Consider the following 14,289-nt stretch of genomic DNA (forward strand, 5'->3'; position numbering starts at 1 on the left):
AAGTAGGTTAGGCGTCGAGCCCGGTATGTCGGTACCCGGGAGCAGACTGACCGCGTGCGCATCATTGTCGCGCGGCAGTCCGACGGCACCTACCTGCTGCGACCCCCACCGTCGGTCAGGACGCCGCCGAACGGGTCGACGACCGGCCTGCCCGCCGCCGATGCCGCCGAGCTGGTCCGGACGTGGGAGACCGAACACGCTCCCCGCTGGGTGTTTCCCCGCGTCGAGCACGACTACCCACCGCTCGTGGCCCATGGTGTCCGCGTCGGCCGGTGCCTCGACCTCGCCTTGACCGAGTACCTGCTGCTCGCCCACGCGGGCCGCCATCGCGAGTCCCGCAGTCTCGCCGCCGCCCACGCCCGCGCCCTCGGCCTGCCGCCTCCCACGGAGACGGCGTCCGACCACCACGACCTCGACGACGACTTCACCCTGTTCGACGTCCACAGCTCCGGCCTGCCACCCGACGTCAGCCCGGTGGAGGCGGCGGAGGTCGTGCTGACGGACCAGGAACGACGCATGCGGCAACTCGATCACCCCGACCGGATGCGGTTGCTGGTCACCGCCGAGTCGGCGAGCGCTTTGGCCGCGGTCGAGATGTCCGCCGACGGCCTGCCGTGGCGGGCGGACGTCCACCGTGCCCTGCTCACCGACCTGCTCGGGCCGCGGGTCGCGGCGGGCCAACGGCCCCGCCGGTTGACCGAGCTGGCCGAGCGCGTCGCGGCGGCGTTCGGGGGCAGGCCGGTCAACCCCGACCACCCGGGCAGCGTCGTGCGGGCGTTCCGCCGTGAAGGCATCGAGGTGCCGTCGGCCCGGACGCACGTCCTGCGCCGCATCGACCACCCCGCCGTCGCGCCACTGCTGGAGTACAAGGAGCTGGCGCGTCTGCACTCGGCGCACGGCTGGGCCTGGCTCGACCAGTGGGTGCGCGACGACCGTTTCCGTCCCGTGTACGTCGTCGGCGGCGTCGTGTCGGGCCGGTGGGCGAGTCGCGGTGGGGGCGCCCTGCAGATTCCGAAGATGCTGCGCGGCTGCGTGCGCGCCGACCCGGGTTGGACACTCGTCGTCGCCGATGCCGCCCAGTTGGAACCACGCGTGCTCACCGCGTTGTCCGGCGACCGCGCGCTCGTCGAGGTGTCCGCGTCCGCCGACCTCTACAGCAGCCTCGCCGGTGCCCTGTTCGGTCGCGCGCCGACCGACGACGACCGCGCCCGCGCGAAGATCGCCATGCTCTCGGCGATGTACGGCGGTACGGCGGGCGAGGCGGCGGCGCTGCTGGCGTTGCTACGCCGCCGCTTCCCACGCGCCGTGTCCTACGTGGAACGCGCGGCGCGCGAAGGCGAGAGCGGGGGCGTCGTGCGGTCGCGGCTCGGCCGGACCTCACCACCACCGTCCGACGCCTGGCGCGCGCTCACCGGCGCGGGCGACGAGACCGACGCGCGCAGAGCGGCCCGCGACTGGGGCCGGTTCACGCGCAACTTCGTCGTGCAGGCGAGCGCGGCCGACTGGACGGCGGTGCTGTTGGCGACGCTGCGCCGGACGTTGCCTGCACCCGCACACCTGGTGTTCTTCCAGCACGACGAGGTTCTCGTCCACTGCCCCGCCGAGCTCGCACCCCAGGTGGTGAGGTGCCTCGACGACGCCGTCCGCCGCACGACCGCGCTCGTGTTCGGCCCGGCGTGCCCGGTGCGGTTCCCGATGCCCGCGACGGCCGTGCGGGTCTACGCCGACGCGCCGTGACGTGTGTCCACGACGTGCGGACACACGTGCGGGAAGTGCGGACACATGTGCCCAACTCGCGGACACGAGTGCGCAGACGGCGGACACGCCGTGGGATCAGGGGGCGGCGGCGTCCAGCGCCTTCAGCACCCGCTTGAACGACACTGGGTAGGCCGTGCCGAGGGTCTGGGCGAAGAAGCTCACCCGCAGCTCCTCGATCATCCACGGGATCTCGGCCAGCTCCGGGCTCGGGTCCGTGCGGGGCGGGAGCGCGTCGAGCGCCGCCTGGTACTCCTCCCGCAACCACCGGACGTCGCGCAACCGCTCCACATCCCGCGCGGGATCGGACGGCAGCTTCTCCAACCGGCGCTCGATGCCCCGCACGTACCGGACGAGATGCCCGAGCCGGTCGAAGCCGGTGTCGGTCACAAAGCCCGGGTAGACGAGCGAGGACAGGTGCGCACGAACGTCGTCGAGCGACTCGGCCAGCGCGTCGCCCTTCATGGACTGGAGGCGGGTCTCCACGTCGTGTGCCGCGCGCAGCACGTCCTCCACGACGTGCAGCACGTTGACCACGGTGGCGTTCAACGTGCTCCGCACCCGTTCCAGCAGCGGCGCGAACTCCTCGGCGTCCCACACCGGCCCGCCCGCGTCGGCCATGAGCTTGTCGACGGCGCAGTTCACGCAGTCGTCGACCAGCTCCGCCACGCCACCGTGCGGGTTACGGGTGAGCACCAGCTTCGACTGGTTCGACAGGTTGCGGTTGATGTGCTTGCCGGGCGAGGCGACGTTGAGCCGCAACAACCTGCGTGTGCCCCGCCACATCGCCGCCCGCTGCTGGCCCGGGGTGTCGAGCATGCGCACCGCCACACTGTCGCCCTCGTCGACCAACGCCGGGTACGCCTTGACCTGGTGTCCGCGGCGGCGCGCCGAGAACTCCTTCGGCAGCGTCCCGAAGTCCGGGGTGCGCAGGCCCGCCCGCTCGACGTCGTCGGCCGCAGCGGAGATCGTCTTGCGCAGCCGGTCGCCGAGCCGGTCGCGCAACGCTTCCAGGTCCTTGCCCTCGGCGAGAGCGCGACCACGCTCGTCGACCACGCGGAAGGTCATGGTGAGGTGGTCCGGCACCGCCGACCACCGCCACTCGTCGAGCGGCACCACCACACCACGCAGCCGTTCCACCTCCCGCGCCAGCACCGGCAGCAACGGGCCGTCGTCCGGCCCCACCGACGCCAACACCTGCCGCGCGGTGTCGGGCGCGGGGACGAGGTTGCGCCGCAGCGGCTTCGGCAACGACTTGATCAGCGCGGTGACGAGCTCCTCACGCAGGCCGGGCACCTGCCACTCGAACCCCTCCGGGCGCACCTGGTTCAGCACCACGAGTGGAATGTGGACGGTCACGCCGTCCGCGTCGGAGCCCGGCTCGAACTGGTAGGTGAGCGTGAAGGTCAGCGAACCCTGCCGCCAGGTGTCGGGGTAGTCGGCCTCGCTCACGTCGTCGGCGGCGTCGTTGACGAGCATGGCCTTCTCGAAGTTGAGCAAGTCCGGCTGCTCGTTGCGCACCTTCTTCCACCACGTGTCGAAGTGGCGGGCGGAGACGACCTCGGCGCCGATGCGCTGGTCGTAGAAGTCGAACAGGGTCTCGTCGTCGACGAGCAGGTCACGACGCCGAGCCCGGTTCTCCAGGTCGGCGACCTCCTCCAGCAGCGCGCGGTTCTCGCGGAAGAAGCGGTGCCGGGTCTCCCAGTCGCCCTCGACGAGCGCGTGGCGGATGAACAGCTCCCGCGACGTCTCCGGGTCGATGCGGCCGTAGTTGACCTTGCGCCCCACGACCAACGGGATGCCGTAGAGCGTGACCCGCTCGCTGGCCATGACGGCACCGCGCTTGCGCTCCCAGTGCGGCTCCGAGTAGGTGCGCTTCACCAGGTGCTGCGCCAGCGGCTCGATCCACTCCGGTTCGACACGCGCGTTGACCCGCGCCCACAGGCGCGAGGTCTCCACGAGTTCCGCCGACGCCACCCACCTCGGCTGCTTCTTGAACAGCGCCGAGCCGGGGAACACCGCGAACCGGGCGCCCCGAGCGCCCTGGTAGTCGCCCTTGGCGGGGTCCTTGAGTCCGACGTGCGACAGCAGCCCGGCGAGCAGCGCGGTGTGGATGCGCTGCGGGTCGGCGGGCAGGTCGTTGGGCCTGATGCCGAGCGGTTTGGCCAACTGCCGTAGCTGGGCGTGGATGTCCTGCCACTCACGGATGCGGAGGTAGTTCAGGTACTCGTTGCGGCAGAGCTTGCGGAACTGGTTGTTCGACAGCGCCTGCTGCTGCTCCCGCACGTAGTTCCACAGGTTCAGGTAGGCGAGGAAGTCGGAGTTCGGGTCGGCGAAGCGGGCATGCAACTGGTCGGCGTGCTGCTGCTTCTCCGCGGGCCGCTCCCGCGGGTCCTGGATGGACAGTGCGGCGGCGATCACCATGACTTCGCTGACGCAACCCTGTTCGGCGGCCTCCACGACCATCCGCCCCATCCGCGGGTCCACGGGAAGCTGCGCGAGCTGCCGTCCGACCGGAGTGAGTTGCTTGCCCGACGCGTCGATGGCCCCGAGTTCGGTCAGCAACTGCACGCCCGCCGTGATCTGCCTGCGGTCGGGCGGTTCGACGAAGGGGAACGCCCCGATGTCGCCCAACCCCAGAGAGATCATCTGCAGGATCACCGACGCGAGGTTCGTCCGCAGGATCTCCGGGTCGGTGAACTCCGGGCGGGAGAGGAAGTCGTCCTCGGAGTACAGGCGGATGCAGATACCGTCGGAGGTCCGGCCGCAGCGCCCCTTGCGCTGGTTGGCCGAGGCCTGGGAGATCGGCTCGATCGGCAGCCGCTGCACCTTGGTGCGATGGCTGTAGCGGGAGATGCGCGCGGTGCCCGGGTCGACGACGTACTTGATGCCCGGCACGGTCAGCGACGTCTCCGCCACGTTGGTGGCCAGTACGATGCGCCGCCCCCGGTGAGGCTTGAACACGCGATGCTGGTCGGCGGCCGACAACCGCGCGTACAGCGGCAGCACCTCGGTGTTCGGCAGGTTCATCGCCTCGATCGCCTCGGCGGCGTCGCGGATCTCACGCTCGCCGGAGAGGAACACGAGGATGTCGCCCGGCCCCTCCGCGCGAAGTTCGTCGACGGCCGCGCAGATCGCCTGCACCTGGTCGCGGTCGGGGTCGGAATCCGGGTCGTCCGGGTCGACCACCGGCCGGTACCGCACCTCCACCGGATACGTGCGCCCCGACACCTCCACGATCGGCGCGTCGTCGAAGTGCCGGGAGAAGCGCTCCGGGTCGATGGTGGCCGAGGTGATGATCACCTTGAGATCGGGCCTGCGCGGCAGGATGCGCTTGAGGTAACCGAGCAGGAAGTCGATGTTCAGACTCCGCTCGTGCGCCTCGTCGATGATGATCGTGTCGTACTGCCGCAACAGCCGGTCGTGCTGGATCTCGGCGAGCAGGATGCCGTCGGTCATCAGCTTGACCAACGTGTCGTCGCCCGAGGTGTCGGTGAACCGCACCTTGTAGCCGACGGCCTGCCCCAGCTCCGTCTTCAGCTCGGCCGCGATGCGCTCGGCCACCGTCCTCGCGGCGAGCCGACGAGGCTGCGTGTGCCCGATCTGCCCGCGCACGCCGAGTCCCAGTTCGAGACAGATCTTCGGCAACTGGGTGGTCTTACCCGAGCCCGTCTCCCCCGCGACGATCACCACCTGGTTGTCGCGGATCACCTCGGCGAGGTCGTCCCGGCGAGCGCTGACCGGCAGCTCCTCCGGGTACGTCACCTTCGGCAGCGACTCGCGGCGACGGCGGAGTCGTTCCTCGGCCCGCTCCACGTCGGCGGCGATGCTCGCCAACACGTCGGGCTTCGGCCGACGTGCCTTGCGGAGGCCGTCGAGCCGACGCCCCAACCGGTGCGCGTCGCGCACCATCAACTCGGGCAGCCGCGACCGCAGCTCGCGGGCGGTCGGGGGAGACATGGAAGACATACGGGGGCAAGCTTAACCGGCGGCCGGTGCCGTCCAGCCACCCGTTTTTCTCGCCGATCAACCGCCGAAATCACCCGAACGGGGTACTCTGCGTTGCCATGAGCCAGCCGTGGCAGCCTCCAGGTCACCAGCCTCCCCAGCAGCCCGCTTCCGGACAGTGGCCGTCGCAGGCCGACCCGACGCAGGGCTACCACCCACAACAGGGCGCGTACCCACAGCAACCCCAGCCGGCGCCCGGCTACCCACCACAGCCCTACCCCGTACAGCAGTACCCGGGGCAGCAGTACCCAGGACAGCCGTACCCCGGACAGCCGTATCCCGGGGCGATGCCGGGCCAGCCCTATCCCGGTGCGCCGATGCCGGGCCAGTTCCCACCCGGCATGACGGCTTCCGGACCGCTCACGTCGGCGGGGTGGGGAGCCATCCCCGCGATCCTCGGTGTGGTGGCGAGCGCCATCGGCCTGCTGGTGCTGCCCTGGGTCAGCGTCAGCGGGGTCACCTTGAGCTTCCTGGACCTCACGTCGATGCCCACCGAGAACCTGTTCACGCTGCCCGACATGTACGTGGCGTGGCTGGCGTTCGTCGTGCTCGCCCTCCAACCGCTGTACCCACTGCTGTGGACGCTCGGCGCGATCCGCACGCAGAAGGCGGCCAACCTGGTACAGGGCTGGCCCCGAACGCAGCTCACGCACGCCACGTTCACCGGGTTCCGGATCCGGTTCGGTGTCAGCGCCTTCATGTGCGTCCTGCTCCACGGCCTCGGCATCCTGACCCTGTACGAAGGCCAATTCGACGTCGCGGGAGCCGGCCCGTGGGTCGTGCTGGGCGGCGCAATCCTGACCACTGTGGGCACCGTCATCGGCCCGCGCAAGGGTCCCGGGCTGCCGCCGGCCTGACCGGTCAACGCCGCACGAGCGCCGTGGGGGACAGCTCGCGCACGCTGCGGTGTCCGGACAGTCCGAGCGTGAGATCGAGGTCGGCGAGCAGGCTGCGCACCACGTGCCGCACGCCGTCCTCCCCTCCCAGCGCCAACCCGTACACGTAGGGCCGTCCCAGCAGCACCGCCTTCGCGCCCAGCGCGAGCGCCTTCACGACGTCGGCGCCGGTGCGGATGCCGGAGTCGAACAGCACGTCGAGCCGGTCCCCCACCGCCTTCGCGATCTCAGGCAACACGTCGAGCGACGCCACCGCGCCGTCGATCTGACGGCCGCCGTGGTTCGACACCACGATGCCGTCCATCCCGGCGTCGGCGGCGCGGCGGGCGTCGTCGACGTGCTGGATGCCCTTCAACACGATCGGCCCGTCCCAGTGCTCACGCAGGAACGGCAGGGCGTCCCACCCACGGTCGGTCCCGGTGATCATGGAGATCCACCGCAGCACCGCCATGGCCTGGTTCTCCTCGGGCGGCGCGTCGAGCCGTGACCGGAACACCGGGTCGGAGAACGGCACGGCCGTGCCCTCGGCCTTGAGGAACGGCAGGTAGCCGTTGTCGAGGTCGCACGGCCGCCACCCGAGCGACCACGTGTCGAGCGTGACCACCAGGACCCGGTAGCCGTTCGCCCTGGCACGAGCGAGGATGCTGCCGCACACGTCGGGGTCGTTCGGCCAGTACAACTGGAACCAGCGGGACCCGTCCCCGGAAGCCTCTGCGGTGTCCTCGATGCTCGTGGACGACGCCGTGGACAACACGATCGGCACGCCCAACCCGGCCGCGGCGCGTGCGGTGGCCCGTTCGGCGTCGGGATGCACGATCGACTGCACGCCCACCGGCGCGAGGACGACCGGCGCGGGCACCGTCTCCCCCAGCACGGTGGTGGACAGATTCCGCTCGGTGGCGTCGGTGAGCATGCGCGGCACGATGCCCCACCGGTCGAACGCCTCCCGGTTCGCCCGGGCCGTCGCACCGGAACCCGCGCCTCCGGCGACGTAGTGGAACGGCCCCGCGTCGAGCACGCGTTCGGCGGCGGCCTCCAGGCGCGTGGCGTCGGTGGTGAACGCGGGCGGGTTCCCGCCGTACCCCTGCAGGTAGAGCTCACTCTGGTAGTGCCCGAACCGCTCGCTCATCCGCGCCTCCTCGCGCCGTGTCGCCGTCGTGCCGCGCCATCCTACGGTTGACCTTCGAGCCGGTCGAAGCCCCAGACTCGGCGTCATGGACACGATCAGTGCCTTCGCGCGGCGCGTCGGGCTCACTCCGAGCGCGCTGCGCTTCTACGACGACTGCGGCGTCCTGCCGCCCGCCCGCGTGGACCCTGACACCGGCTACCGCTACTACAGCGCCGATCAGGAACACGCGGCCGCGCTCCTGCGCACCCTCCGGCAGGCCGAGGTGCCACTCGCCGACATCACCGCCGTGCTCACAGGTGCTCCGTCCGTGGCCCGCGACGTTCTCACCGCACACGCCCGGCGGTTGCGGGCCCGCGCCGACTCCGCGCACGCGGCGGTCGAGGCCGCCCTGCGGATGGTGGAGCTGCCCACCCACGGCGAGGTGTCCGTCGGTGGTGCGGAGCTCGCGAGCGCGATCCGCCAGGTGCAGTCCGCGGCCGCGCGCTCCGGCGACATCGCGGAACTGCGCTGCGTGCTCGTGGAGTGGACCGCCGAGGTGCTGCGGCTGGTGGCCACCGACCGCTACCGCCTCGCGGTGCGCGAGCTCGTGCCGACGTCGGTGGTGGGACCGGCGAACCACGTACTCGTCCCGGTCGACGCGCTGGTGGACGCGCTGCCGTGGGCGGTGCGCCACGACGTCGTGCGGTGCGTACTCGCCTCGGACGGCGCGCGACTCGTCGCGCAGCGCTCCGACGGCGACCCGGCGGAGTTGCCGCTGCCCTCGGTCGACGGGGAGTTCCCCGACCACCGCCTGCTGCTCGACGCGCTGCCCGCGCGGGAGTGCCGGGTCGTGACCGACCGCGTCGCGCTGCTCGACGCGCTCGCCGCCGCCGACGGCACCGTCGTGGTGGAGACCGCCGCCGAGGCGGTGCACGTGGGCGAGCGCACCGTGCCCGCCGTGTGCTCGGGAACGGCACGGCTCGGCTTCGATCCCACCGTGCTCGCGCCCGCGGTCGACGCCGGTGTCGGCCCCGACGTGCTGCTGGAGATCGTCGCCCCCGACCGGCCCACGATCGTCCGTTCCGCCGACCAGGGCAGTTTCACCACACTCGTGATGCCCGTGCTCCTCGACTGACCCGAAAGGACCCACCACAGTGGACACGAACAACCCCGTCGTGCGCCTGTGCGCCGAAGGCATGCGCGCCGAGGCGGACGGGCGGGCCGACGACGCGCGAGCGCTGTTCGAGCGCGCCTGGGCGGAGGCGAGCGACGACTACGAGTCGTGCGTGGCCGCGCACTACCTCGCGCGCCACCAACCCACGATCGCCGACGAGCTGCACTGGAACCAGGTGTGTCTCGACCTCGCCGACGCCGTGACCACCTCCGTCGGCCCGCTCGCCTCCGCGGTCGCCGCGTTCTACCCGTCGCTGCACGCGTGCCTCGCACGCTGCCACCGTGAACTCGGTGACCTCGACGCCGCGGCCACGCACTACCGTCGAGCCGCCGACCACCTCGACGCGCTGCCGCCCGGCCCGTACGCCGACGAGCTCCGCTTTGCCGTGGCCGACGGTCTGCGCGCCGTCGGCGCGCCCGGGCCGGATGCCGCGCACCGGGCTACGGACGCGACTGGTTGACCACCACCGCCGGGAAGCTCAGGTCCTGGAAGAACACCTGCGCTTCCTCCCCCCGAATCTCGCTCAGCGTCGACAGGAAGGCCTGGGTCGCGGCGACCACCTCGGCGTCGCTGAGGTGGTTCTCGGCGGCCAGCGTGGTACGCCACTTCCAGTACTCGGTGGTGATCGTGCGCTCGGTGTTGCGCAGCAGGACCCACGACTGGTCCCACCGGTAGAAGGTGTGCAGGCCCGTGAGGACCGCGACGGCCACGCCCGCCGCGGAGATGGCGAACGGTTGCCCGTCGAACTCCGCGTTGGCGAGCAGGGGGAGCGCGGAGCCGATCAGGATGACCAGGATGCCGCTGAGCCGATAGAACCGGCGATGCCAGCTCGCGCGCGCGTTGTAGAACGCCCGGATTCGCAGTACGTACTCGTCCACGGCGGCGATGAGGCCCTTCTCCGCGACGTCCGGCAGGGCCGACGAAAACGGTGGCATGAACCTCATCCGGCAGCTCCTTCGATGATCGACGTGGGCGGCCCCGGAGTGTGGGCGGCGGGTCACGCGCCGCGTCACTGCGCGATTCGTGAGGCGATTGAAGCGAATTTCCGCTGGTGACGGCAACGCGTTCGCCGTGATTCGCGCCTCCCGAGCACGGTTACCGACGCGTCAGGGGGCCAAGGTCGGGCTCCGATCAGCCGGCCGTGTCTGATTTGCAACGTTGCCGACGAGATCACATCGAAGCCGGAAACACCGGGGGCCACTCCGTGGTTGGTGGTGGTCGGGACCAACGATCGAGACGCACAGGAGGTCAGGTGGCCGGAAGCACGGCGGTGAACGAGGTTCGAACGACGCACACGTCCTCGACCCCACGCACCCGGCCTCCTCGTACCGCCCGCTACGCCCTGCTGCTCGGAGGGCTGACCGCGTTCGGTCCGCTGTCCATCGACATGTACCTGCCGGCGTTGCCCGTGATGGCGGGCGAGCTGAACTCCACCGACACGCAGTTGCAACTGACGCTCGCCGTGTTCCTCGTCGGCCTCGGCGTCGGACAGCTCGTCGCGGGTCCGCTGTCCGACGCGTTCGGTCGGCGGCGGCCTCTGCTCGTCGGCGTGGTGGTGTTCGCGGTGGCGTCGGCCGTCGCCGCGCTCAGCCCGTCCGTGCCGGCGCTCGTCGCCGCCCGGGCCGTGCAGGCACTCGGTGCCGCCACCGGCATGGTCATCGCACGCGCCGCGGTGCGCGACCTCTACTCGGGCGTGGCGATGGCGCGGTTCTTCTCCACGCTGATGCTCGTGACGGGCGTGGCGCCCGTGCTCGCACCGCTGCTCGGCGGGCAACTGCTGCGCTGGACGTCGTGGCGAGGCATCTTCGTGACCCTCACCGCGTTCGGCGTCGTCCTGCTCGTCGTCGCCGCGCTCGCGCTGCCCGAGACCTTGCCGCGCGGTCAGCGCCGGTCGGCCCGGCCCGGCGACATCGTCCGCACGTACGCGGCACTGCTGCGCGACCGGATCTTCGTCGGGCACGCGCTCACCGTGGGCCTGGCCTTCGCCGCGATGTTCGCCTACATCTCCGGCTCCAGCTTCGTGTTGCAACACCACTACGGTCTCTCGCCCGCCGAGTACGGCGTCGTGTTCGGCCTCAACGGTGTGGGCCTCGTGCTCGTCGGGCAGCTCAACGGCAGGCTCGTGAGCCGCTTCGCTCCCAAGACACTGCTGCGGACGGGACTGACGGCCGCCATCGTCGGCGGGCTCGGCATCGTGGCAGCCGCCGCAGCCGACGCGTCGCTGCCGTTGTTGCTGCTGCCGCTGTTCGTCACGGTGTCGTCGGTGGGGATGGTCGGGCCGAACGCCACCACGCTGGCGCTGGCCGACCACCCGAACTCGGCCGGTTCGGCCTCGGCGTTGCTGGGCCTGGTGCAGTTCCTCGTCGGGGGTGGCACGTCGCCGATCGTCGGGCTGCTCGGAGGGTCCGCGCTGGCGATGGCCGCCGTGATGGCGACGGCCGCCGCTGCGTCGCTCACGGTGTCCATATCGCTCACGCGGGCGTCGTCGGCGCATTAAATCGGTCGAATCGATCACCCGGCTTGATTTTTCGGACTACAGTCCTTGCGGATGTGTTGAAGGGGGCTGGGTGAATTCGCGCGACGAGTGGGCTGTCCCCTGCCGCGATTTGGCCGGGAGACGCCGCGAGCTGATGGTGTTCGTCAACGCGGGGCGCGTCGTGCTCGTCGCACCGCCGGGCGAGGCCGCGGTGCTGAACTCACTGGACGTCGGCAGGCTCCGAGCCGCGCTGCGCGACGCGGTGATGCTCGCCGACGACGCCCCGGACGTGGCGCCGGACGACTGACCCCGGGCGTGTCCGCGCCCCTCGCACGCGTGTCCGCACCTCCCGCACGCGTGTTCGCCCGGCCCGCACGCGTGTCCGTACCTCCCGCACGCGCGTCCGCGATTCCCGCATGTCGACCGTCGAGCGCGGCTAGCCTCACGACATGACTGCAGACCGGTGGTCCGAGGTCGACCACTACTTCACCCGAACGCTCGCCCTCCACGACGACGTCCTCGACACCGTGCAACGGTCCGCCGCCGAGGCGGGCCTGCCCGACATCGCCGTCACGGCGAACCAGGGGAAACTGCTGCACCTGCTGGCGAAGCTCGTCGGCGCACGACGCATCCTGGAGGTCGGAACGCTGGGCGGCTACTCCACCATCTGGCTCGCCCGCGCTCTCCCGGCCGACGGACGGCTGGTGACCATCGAGGCCGACCCCACCGCCGTCGACGTCGCCCGACGCAACATCGAACGCGCGGGACTGGCGGAGAAGGTGGAGATTCGCGAGGGAAAGGCCCTCGACGTGCTGCCCACGCTGGAGCCGGATCATCCGCCCGTCGACCTGGCATTCATCGACGCCGACAAGGTCAACAACCCGCGTTACGTGCGGTGGGCGCTGGAGTTGTCCCGGCCCGGCAGCGTGATCGTCGTGGACAACGTCGTGCGGGACGGCCGGGTGATCGAGGAAGGCAGCGACGACGCGTCGGTGCGTGGCACGCGGGAGGCGATCGAGCTGCTGCGTGAGGAGCCGCGGCTGGACGCCACGGCGCTACAGACGGTCGGGGTGAAGGGCTACGACGGGCTGGCTATCGCTCTCGTCGTGAGCTGATGACGCCGACACCACACCGGCGTGCCCGCGAACTGCGATCACGCGTGCGCGACGTGCGGACACGCGTGCGCAGAGCGCGGACACGCCGGTGGAGGTCAGGCGTACAGGGGGTGCTTCTCCGCGAGGGTCGCGACGCGGGAGCGCAGCTCCTCGCGGCGGGCGTCGTCGAAGCCCGGCCGCAGCGCGGCGGCGATGATGTCGGCGACCTCGGCGAAGTCGTCGGCACCGAAGCCGCGCGTGGCCAGCGCCGGCGTGCCGATGCGCAGCCCCGACGTCACCATCGGCGGACGCGGGTCGAACGGCACGGCGTTGCGGTTCACCGTGATGCCGATGTCGTGCAGCCGGTCCTCGGCCTGCTGCCCGTCCAGCTCGGAGTTCACGAGATCCACGAGCACCAGGTGCACGTCGGTGCCACCCGTGAGCACCCGGACCCCGGCCGAGGCGCAGTCGTCGGCCGACAGCCGCTCGGCGAGGATCTTCGCGCCCGCCAGCACGCGCTCCTGCCGCTCCCGGAACTCCTCGCTCGCCGCGATCTTCAGCGCGACCGCCTTGCCCGCGATGACGTGCTCCAGCGGACCACCCTGCTGACCAGGGAACACCGCCGAGTTGATCTTCTTGGCGTACTCCTGCTTCGACAGCACGATGCCGCCACGCGGACCACCCAACGTCTTGTGCGTGGTGGTGGTGACCACGTCGGCGTAGGGCACGGGGCTCGGGTGCAGACCCGCCGCGACCAGACCGGCGAAGTGCGCCATGTCGACCATGAGCTTGGCGTCCACGGCGTCGGCGATGCGCCGGAACTCGGCGAAGTCGAGCTGCCGCGGGTAGGCCGACCAACCGGCGATGATCAGCTTCGGCTTGTGCTCGGTGGCGAGCCGCTCCACCTCGGCCATGTCGATCCGGCCGGTCTCGCGGTCGACGTGGTAGGCGACGACGTTGTAGAGCTTGCCGGAGAAGTTGATCTTCATGCCGTGGGTGAGGTGCCCACCGTGCGCGAGGTCGAGCCCGAGGATGGTGTCACCCGGGTTCAGGAGGGCGGCCATGGCGGCGGCGTTGGCCTGCGCACCCGAGTGGGGCTGCACGTTGGCGTGCTCGGCCCCGAAGAGCTCCTTCGCCCGAGCGATGGCGAGGTTCTCGATGACGTCGACGTGCTCACACCCGCCGTAGTAGCGGCGACCGGGGTAGCCCTCGGCGTACTTGTTGGTGAGCACCGAGCCCTGCGCCTCGAGGACGCCGACAGGCGCGAAGTTCTCGGACGCGATCATCTCCAGCGTCGTCTGCTGGCGATGCAGCTCGGCGGCGACCTGCGCGGCGACCTCCGGGTCGACCGTGGCGAGGTCGGCGTCGAACGAATTCATGTCAGCCCTCCTGAATCAGTGCGGCGTAGGCGTCGGCGTCGAGCAGCTCCGGCACCGACTCGGCGCGGACCTTGAACAGCCAGCCCGCGTCGTAGGGGTCGGAGTTTACGGTCTCGGGCGAGTCCACGACGGACTCGTTGATCTCGACGACCTCGCCGGTCACCGGCGCGTACAGCTCGCTGACGGACTTGGTCGACTCGATCTCGCCACACACCTCACCCGCCGTGACGGTACTACCCGTCTCCGGAAGGTCGACGAAGACCACGTCGCCCAGCGACTCGGCCGCGAACGCGGTGACGCCGACCGTCACGATCTCGTCACTTCCGGTGCGAAGCCACTCGTGCTCGCGGCTGTAACGAAGGTCCTGCGGGATGTTCGTGGGCGTCTGGGACAACGGAG

The 14,289-nt window shown here is 70.9% G+C and carries 12 protein-coding genes; 7 read left to right on the top strand and 5 right to left on the bottom strand.

Going from position 1 to position 14,289, the window contains the following annotated elements; translation table 11 throughout:
- The first annotated feature begins 54 nt into the window (after positions 1-54).
- Positions 55-1,737: a bifunctional 3'-5' exonuclease/DNA polymerase gene (locus JAV51_RS08800; RefSeq protein WP_197320188.1), complete on the top strand. Its 1,683-nt coding sequence runs from the start codon at positions 55-57 to the stop codon at positions 1,735-1,737.
- 96 nt (positions 1,738-1,833) lie between these two features.
- Here JAV51_RS08800 and hrpA read toward each other — a convergent pair whose 3' ends face one another.
- Positions 1,834-5,724 carry an ATP-dependent RNA helicase HrpA gene (gene hrpA / locus JAV51_RS08805; RefSeq protein WP_197320189.1) on the bottom strand — a complete coding sequence of 1,297 codons (3,891 nt, stop codon included), beginning with the start codon at positions 5,722-5,724 and terminating at the stop codon, positions 1,834-1,836.
- Positions 5,725-5,822: 98 nt separating this feature from the next.
- Here hrpA and JAV51_RS08810 point away from each other — a divergent pair, with 98 nt between their 5' ends.
- Complete coding sequence (locus JAV51_RS08810) at positions 5,823-6,620, top strand: hypothetical protein (RefSeq protein WP_231641713.1); 798 nt, start codon at positions 5,823-5,825, stop codon at positions 6,618-6,620.
- Positions 6,621-6,624: 4 nt separating this feature from the next.
- On the opposite strand, the gene JAV51_RS08815 is transcribed toward JAV51_RS08810, so the two are convergent.
- Entirely contained in the window at positions 6,625-7,788 is a 1,164-nt protein-coding gene (locus JAV51_RS08815) for a lactate 2-monooxygenase (RefSeq protein ID WP_197320190.1), read from the bottom strand.
- Positions 7,789-7,873: 85 nt separating this feature from the next.
- Here JAV51_RS08815 and JAV51_RS08820 point away from each other — a divergent pair, with 85 nt between their 5' ends.
- Both JAV51_RS08820 and JAV51_RS08825 read left to right on the top strand, forming a co-directional pair.
- The gene (locus JAV51_RS08820; protein WP_197320191.1) at positions 7,874-8,902 is read left to right on the top strand and encodes a MerR family transcriptional regulator; all 1,029 of its coding nucleotides are present in this window, start codon (positions 7,874-7,876) and stop codon (positions 8,900-8,902) included.
- Between the two features lie 19 nt (positions 8,903-8,921).
- On the top strand, positions 8,922-9,401 hold the full coding sequence (locus tag JAV51_RS08825) for a hypothetical protein (RefSeq protein WP_307845785.1): 480 nt from the start codon (positions 8,922-8,924) through the stop codon (positions 9,399-9,401).
- Here the strand turns inward: JAV51_RS08825 and JAV51_RS08830 are convergent.
- On the bottom strand, positions 9,382-9,885 hold the full coding sequence (locus tag JAV51_RS08830; protein ID WP_231641714.1) for a DUF4231 domain-containing protein: 504 nt from the start codon (positions 9,883-9,885) through the stop codon (positions 9,382-9,384). The genes JAV51_RS08825 and JAV51_RS08830 overlap by 20 nt on opposite strands.
- A gap of 308 nt (positions 9,886-10,193) precedes the next feature.
- On the opposite strand from JAV51_RS08830, the gene JAV51_RS08835 reads away from it, so the two are divergent.
- The 3 genes from JAV51_RS08835 (at position 10,194) to JAV51_RS08845 (ending at position 12,532) form a co-directional block, all read left to right on the top strand.
- Positions 10,194-11,438 (top strand): multidrug effflux MFS transporter, encoded by a 1,245-nt coding sequence (locus JAV51_RS08835; protein WP_197320192.1) that lies wholly within the window; start codon positions 10,194-10,196, stop codon positions 11,436-11,438.
- Between the two features lie 70 nt (positions 11,439-11,508).
- Positions 11,509-11,724, top strand: coding sequence for a hypothetical protein (locus JAV51_RS08840; RefSeq protein WP_197320193.1), 216 nt, complete (start codon positions 11,509-11,511; stop codon positions 11,722-11,724).
- A gap of 142 nt (positions 11,725-11,866) precedes the next feature.
- Positions 11,867-12,532 carry an O-methyltransferase gene (locus JAV51_RS08845; RefSeq protein ID WP_197320194.1) on the top strand — a complete coding sequence of 222 codons (666 nt, stop codon included), beginning with the start codon at positions 11,867-11,869 and terminating at the stop codon, positions 12,530-12,532.
- A gap of 95 nt (positions 12,533-12,627) precedes the next feature.
- Here the strand turns inward: JAV51_RS08845 and glyA are convergent, their stop codons facing one another.
- Together glyA and gcvH are read right to left on the bottom strand one after the other, a co-directional pair.
- Positions 12,628-13,890: a serine hydroxymethyltransferase gene (gene glyA / locus JAV51_RS08850; protein WP_197320195.1), complete on the bottom strand. Its 1,263-nt coding sequence runs from the start codon at positions 13,888-13,890 to the stop codon at positions 12,628-12,630.
- Between the two features lies 1 nt (position 13,891).
- Positions 13,892-14,284, bottom strand: a complete 393-nt coding sequence (gene gcvH, locus JAV51_RS08855; protein ID WP_197320196.1) for a glycine cleavage system protein GcvH — start codon at positions 14,282-14,284, stop codon at positions 13,892-13,894.
- Positions 14,285-14,289: the final 5 nt, after the last annotated feature.

The organism is Saccharomonospora sp. NB11 (assembly GCF_015910535.1).
Classification (GTDB): domain Bacteria; phylum Actinomycetota; class Actinomycetes; order Mycobacteriales; family Pseudonocardiaceae; genus Saccharomonospora.

Bases quoted from the DNA above. Each gene is read 5' to 3' on its own strand.
- JAV51_RS08845 (WP_197320194.1), top strand. From the start codon at position 11,867: ATGACTGCAGACCGGTGGTCCGAGGTCGACCACTACTTCACCCGAACG.
- JAV51_RS08810 (WP_231641713.1), top strand. From the start codon at position 5,823: ATGAGCCAGCCGTGGCAGCCTCCAGGTCACCAGCCTCCCCAGCAGCCC.
- JAV51_RS08820 (WP_197320191.1), top strand. From the start codon at position 7,874: ATGGACACGATCAGTGCCTTCGCGCGGCGCGTCGGGCTCACTCCGAGC.
- hrpA (WP_197320189.1), bottom strand. From the start codon at position 5,724: ATGTCTTCCATGTCTCCCCCGACCGCCCGCGAGCTGCGGTCGCGGCTG.
- JAV51_RS08830 (WP_231641714.1), bottom strand. From the start codon at position 9,885: ATGAGGTTCATGCCACCGTTTTCGTCGGCCCTGCCGGACGTCGCGGAG.
- JAV51_RS08815 (WP_197320190.1), bottom strand. From the start codon at position 7,788: ATGAGCGAGCGGTTCGGGCACTACCAGAGTGAGCTCTACCTGCAGGGG.
- glyA (WP_197320195.1), bottom strand. From the start codon at position 13,890: ATGAATTCGTTCGACGCCGACCTCGCCACGGTCGACCCGGAGGTCGCC.